Here is a 4807-nt window from a genome sequence, read left to right as displayed (position 1 = left end):
CCGCCAAAGCCGGCGCGCCCGCCATCGCGGCGGCGACCAGGGCAACGGCGCTGGCGCGGAAAAGGGTTCGGTCTGTCATGGGCATGACCTCCTGTACTGGACGGCCGGGGAGCGGCCGCGAGCGTCACGGCCGCGGGGCGGACGTGGGCTGGACGGCCGAGGAGCGGCCGCCTTCCTCACGAGAAGATGAGGACCCGGCAGGATGAGGCAAGTTTCGATTCGTTTAGTTACGAATTCGATTCATGCCGCCTTCGACTGGTCGATAATGCGTTGCAGGTTCGATATTATGTCGCGGGCCGCGGCGAGGCGGGCCTTCACGTCCATCTCGCGGACCATGACCAGCTTGTGGTCCGGGCGCAGGCGGAGCAGGCCGGCGCGGGTGGCGAGCCAGGCGACGAGGCCGCCGGGATTGGCGAATGCGTTGCCGCGGAAGGCGACGACCATGCCCTTCGGCCCGGCCTCCAGCTTCTCGACGCCGACGGCGCGGCAGGCGCGCTTCAGCGCCACCGTGGCGAGGAGGTTTTCCACCTCCTCGGGCATCGGGCCGAAACGGTCGACCAGCTCGGCGGCGAGCGCCTCGCTCTCGGCATCGGTCGCGAGTCCGCCGATGCGGCGGTAGAGGCCGAGGCGGACCGGCAGGTCGGCCACATAGGCTTCGGGGATGAGGACGGGCAGGCCGAGGCTGATATTCGGCGTCCAGTCCCGCGCGGCCTCGCGCGATTCGCTGCCGCCGGCCGCGCGCAGTTCGGCCACCGCATCCTCCAGCATCTGCTGGTAGAGCTCGATGCCGACCTCGCGGATATGGCCGGACTGCTCGTCGCCCAGCAGGTTGCCGGCGCCGCGCAGGTCGAGATCGTGCGAGGCGAGGGTGAAGCCGGCGCCGAGCGTGTCGAGCGTCTGCATCACTTCGAGGCGCTTCTGCGAGGAGGCGGCGAGCGTGTGCGAGGCGGGCCAGGTGAGATAGGCGTAGCCGCGCTGCTTGCCGCGGCCGACGCGGCCGCGCAGCTGGTAGAGCTGGCCGAGGCCGAAGAGATCGGCGCGCCAGATCAGGATCGTGTTCACCGCCGGCATGTCGAGCCCGGATTCGACGATGTTGGTGGCGAGCAGGACGTCGTGCTTGCCTTCGCTGAACTCGGTCATCACCCGCTCGATCTCGGTCGGCGGCAGGCGGCCATGGGCGGTGGCGGTGCGCAGGTCCGGCGCGATCTCGGCCAGGCGCTCGCGCATCCGGTCGATATCCTCGATATGCGGGACGACGCAGAAGATCTGCCCGCCGCGGAAGCGCTCGCGGGCGATGGCCTCGCGGATCACCAGCTTGTCCCACGGCATGATGAAGGTGCGCACGGCGAGACGGTCGACCGGCGGGGTGGTGATCAGCGAGAGGTCGCGCACGCCGGTCAGCGCGAGCTGGAGGGTGCGGGGGATCGGCGTCGCGGTCAGGGTGAGGACGTGGATGTCGGCCTTGAGCTGCTTCAGCCGTTCCTTGTGGGCGACGCCGAAATGCTGCTCCTCGTCGACGATCAGCAGCGCGAGGTCGGCGAAGGCGATCGTTTTCGACAGCAGCGCATGGGTGCCGACGACGATGTTCACCGTGCCGTCGGCGAGGCCGGCCTTCACCTTCGCGGTATCCTTGGCGGAGACGAGGCGGGAGAGCTGCTCGACGCGGATGGGCAGGCCGGCGAAGCGCTCGGAGAACAGGCGGTAATGCTGGCGGGCGAGCAGCGTGGTCGGCACCACCACGGCGACCTGGGCACCGGACATCGCGGCGATGAAGGCGGCGCGGAGCGCGACCTCGGTCTTGCCGAAGCCGACATCGCCGCAGACCAGCCGGTCCATCGGCTTGCCGGCGGCGAGATCTTCCATGACGTCGGCGATGGCGCGGGCCTGATCCTCGGTTTCGGTGTAGGGGAAGCGGGCGCAGAATTCGGCGAAGGCGCCGTCATCGGCGGCGAGGATCGCGGCGTCGTGCAGCTTGCGCTCGGCGGCGATGCGGATGAGGCCGGCCGCCATGTCGCGGATGCGGTTGCGGGCCTTGGCCTTGCGCGCCTGCCAGGAGGCGCCGCCCAGGCGGTCGAGCCCGACGCCGGCGGTCTCGCTGCCGAAGCGGGAGAGCATGTCGATATTCTCGACCGGCAGGAAGAGCTTCTGGTCGCCATCATAGAGGATGCGCAGGCAGTCATGCGGCGCGCCCTCGACGCTCAGCGTCACCAGCCCGTCATAGCGGCCGATACCGTGATCCTGATGCACGACGAGATCGCCCTCGGCGATTTCGGTGGCGTCGGCGATGAACTGGTCGGCGCGCTGGCGGCGGCGCGGCGGGCGGGCGATGCGCTGGCCGAGCAGGTCCTGCTCGGCGACGATGGCGAGATCGTCGGCGACATAGCCGCGTTCGAGACCGAGGACGGCGAGCAGCACGGCGTCGCCCTGGGCGATGCGGGCCTCGGCGGCGTTGTCGATCGGGATCGAGCGCATGCCGTGGTCGCGCAGCAGGGCGGCGAGACGGTCGCGCGAGCCGGCGGACCAGGCGGCGAGGACGACGCGGCGCCCGGCCTCTCGCCAGCGGGCGGCGAGCAGGCGGAATTCCTCATAGACCGAGGCGATGCCCTGGGCGGAGGCGAGGATGGCGCCGGGGCGGCCGCCGGCTTCCACGCCCTCGGCGCCCTCGGGACGGGAGAAGGGCGAGAACACGGTTGCCCCGCGGGCGCGGAGCAGCGCATCGAGGCCGGCGCGGTCGAGATAGAGGCGCGCGGGCGCGACCGGCCGGTACGGCGCCTCGCCGGCGCGGGGCGGGGCGGAGCGGGCCTCGTAGTGATCGGCGATCATCTCGAAGCGGGCGGCGGCGGCCTCCTCGGCCTGGTGGTCGAGGCTGATGGCGGCACCGGGCGCATAGTCGAACACGGTTTCCATCGTCGCGCAGAAGAGCGGCGCGAAATGCTCCATGCCGGGATGGCGGCGGCCCTCGGAGACCGATTCGTAGAGCGGGTCGGTCAGCGCCTCGGCGCCGAACAGCTCGCGGAAGCCGGTGCGGAAGCGGCTGATCGAGTCGGCGTCGAGCGGGAGTTCGGAGGCGGGGCGGAAGGTGAGCGAGGGCAGCGCCTCGCCGCTGCGCTGGGTGCCGGGGTCGAAGCGGCGGAGCGTGTCCACCGTGTCGCCGAACAGGTCGATGCGGGCCGGCGCCGGCTCGCCGGAGGGCCAGACGTCGAAAATGCCGCCGCGCACGGCGAAGTCGCCCGGCTCCATGACGGTGCCGACGCGATGATAGCCGCGCTGTTCGAGGAAGCGGGCGAGATCGTCCGGCGGGGCGGCGCCGCCGGGGGCGATGGTGCGGCTGGCATCGGCGAAGCGCGCGCGCGGCGGGGTGCGCTGGACCGCGGCGTTCACCGTGGTCAGCACGATGCGGGTGCCCTTCGCCGGTTCCAGCAGCCGGGCCAGGGCGGCGACGCGGTCGGCCACGATCGCCGGGTTGGGCGAGACGCGGTCGTAGGGCAGGCAGTCCCAGGCGGGGAAGCGGATGATCTCGGCGGCGGGGGCGAAGAAGGCGAGCGCGTCCTCCAGCCGGGCGAGGCGGGCATCGTCGCGCGCGATGTGCAGCACCGTGCCCGCCTCGGCGGCGCGGCGGGCGATTAGGTCGGCGTCGAACCCTTCCGGCGCGCCGTAGACGGTGAGCAGGCTCATCGCCCGCGCTTGGCGCCGAACTCGCCCTGGGCGATCTCCGCCGCCTCGTCGCGGATGCGGCGGAGCATGTCCGACTCCGCCTCGGCCGGGACCGGCTTGCGGCCGGTCAGCCAGTCGGCCAGCTCGGCATCGGGGTGTTCCATCACCGCCTCCAGCGCGTCGAGCGCCTCATCGTCCATCCCGTCGATGTATTTGCGGGCGAAGCCGCCGATCATCAGGTCGTTCTCGTAGGTGCCGCGATGGGTCGCGCGGTAGAGCAGCCGGCGGCGGCGCTGGATGAGCGCCTCGGACGATACTTCGGTCATGATGGCTTGCGATATAGTCGAGTGCTCCGCCACTGTCAGCCCGTGACCACCAACATCTCCGAGTCGCTGGCGCCGTTCCGGGCCGAGCTTGCCAGCCTGCCGGGCATCGGCCCGAAACTCGCGGCGCTGATCGCGCGCGCGGTGGGCGGGCCGAGCGTGGGCGACCTGCTGTTCCACCTGCCGCTGCATTTCATCGACCGCTCGCGGCAGTCGACGCTGGCGGAGGCGGAACCGGGATCGGTCGCGACGGTGATGGTCGAGGTGGTGCGGCACGAGGCGCCGGCGCGGCGCGGGCAGCCGCACCGGGTGGTGATTCGCGACGCCAGCGGCTTCGGCGAGGTGGTGCTGTTCCACCCCGGGCGGCTCGGCCAGTTTCCGGTGGGCGCGAAACTGCTGCTGTCGGGCAAGATCGAGCGCTTCGCCGACCGCCCTACCCTGCCCCACCCCGATTACGTGCTGCCGGCGGCGCAGGCGGCGAGCCTGCCGGCGATCGAGCCGGTGCGGGGGCTGACGGCGGGACTCACGGCACGGGTGATGGCGCGGGCGGTGGACGGCGCCCTCGCCCGGCTGCCGGAGTTGCCGGAATGGCAGTTGCCCTCGGTGCTGCAAAAGCGGCGCTGGCCGGGCTTTACCGCCGCGCTGCGGACGCTGCACGCGCCCGAATCGATGCCGGACGACCGCCCGGCACGGCGGCTCGCCTATGACGAATTGCTGGCGCGGCAGCTGGCCTTCGCGCTGATCCGCGCGCGGCGGCGGCGGCGGAAGGGGCGCGCCTTTGCCGGCGATGGAAGGCTGCGGGCCGCCGCGCTGGCGCGGTTCGGCTTCGC

2 protein-coding genes and 1 pseudogene are annotated in these 4807 nt (G+C 72.0%); 1 reads left to right on the top strand and 2 read right to left on the bottom strand.

From position 1 onward, the window contains the following. Positions 1–240 precede the first annotated feature (240 nt). Positions 241–3675 carry a transcription-repair coupling factor gene (gene mfd / locus APM_RS08145; RefSeq protein ID WP_007422886.1) on the bottom strand — a complete coding sequence of 1145 codons (3435 nt, stop codon included), beginning with the start codon at positions 3673–3675 and terminating at the stop codon, positions 241–243. Then, positions 3672–3980 (bottom strand): succinate dehydrogenase assembly factor 2, encoded by a 309-nt coding sequence (locus tag APM_RS08140; protein ID WP_013640192.1) that lies wholly within the window; start codon positions 3978–3980, stop codon positions 3672–3674. Before APM_RS08140 ends, mfd begins: the two co-directional genes overlap by 4 nt. Positions 3981–4022: 42 nt before the next feature. On the opposite strand from APM_RS08140, the pseudogene APM_RS08135 reads away from it, so the two are divergent. Beyond that, positions 4023–4807 (top strand): annotated as a pseudogene (locus APM_RS08135) (ATP-dependent DNA helicase RecG); the annotation flags it as partial.

This window comes from Acidiphilium sp. PM (assembly GCF_000219295.1).
Taxonomy (GTDB): domain Bacteria; phylum Pseudomonadota; class Alphaproteobacteria; order Acetobacterales; family Acetobacteraceae; genus Acidiphilium; species Acidiphilium multivorum.
Note: the sequence above shows the minus strand (reverse complement) of the source record. Positions and strands in the feature narration are given on the sequence as shown.

Coding starts and splice junctions, on each gene's coding strand:
- mfd (WP_007422886.1), bottom strand. CDS start 3,675: ATGAGCCTGCTCACCGTCTACGGCGCGCCGGAAGGGTTCGACGCCGAC.
- APM_RS08140 (WP_013640192.1), bottom strand. CDS start 3,980: ATGACCGAAGTATCGTCCGAGGCGCTCATCCAGCGCCGCCGCCGGCTG.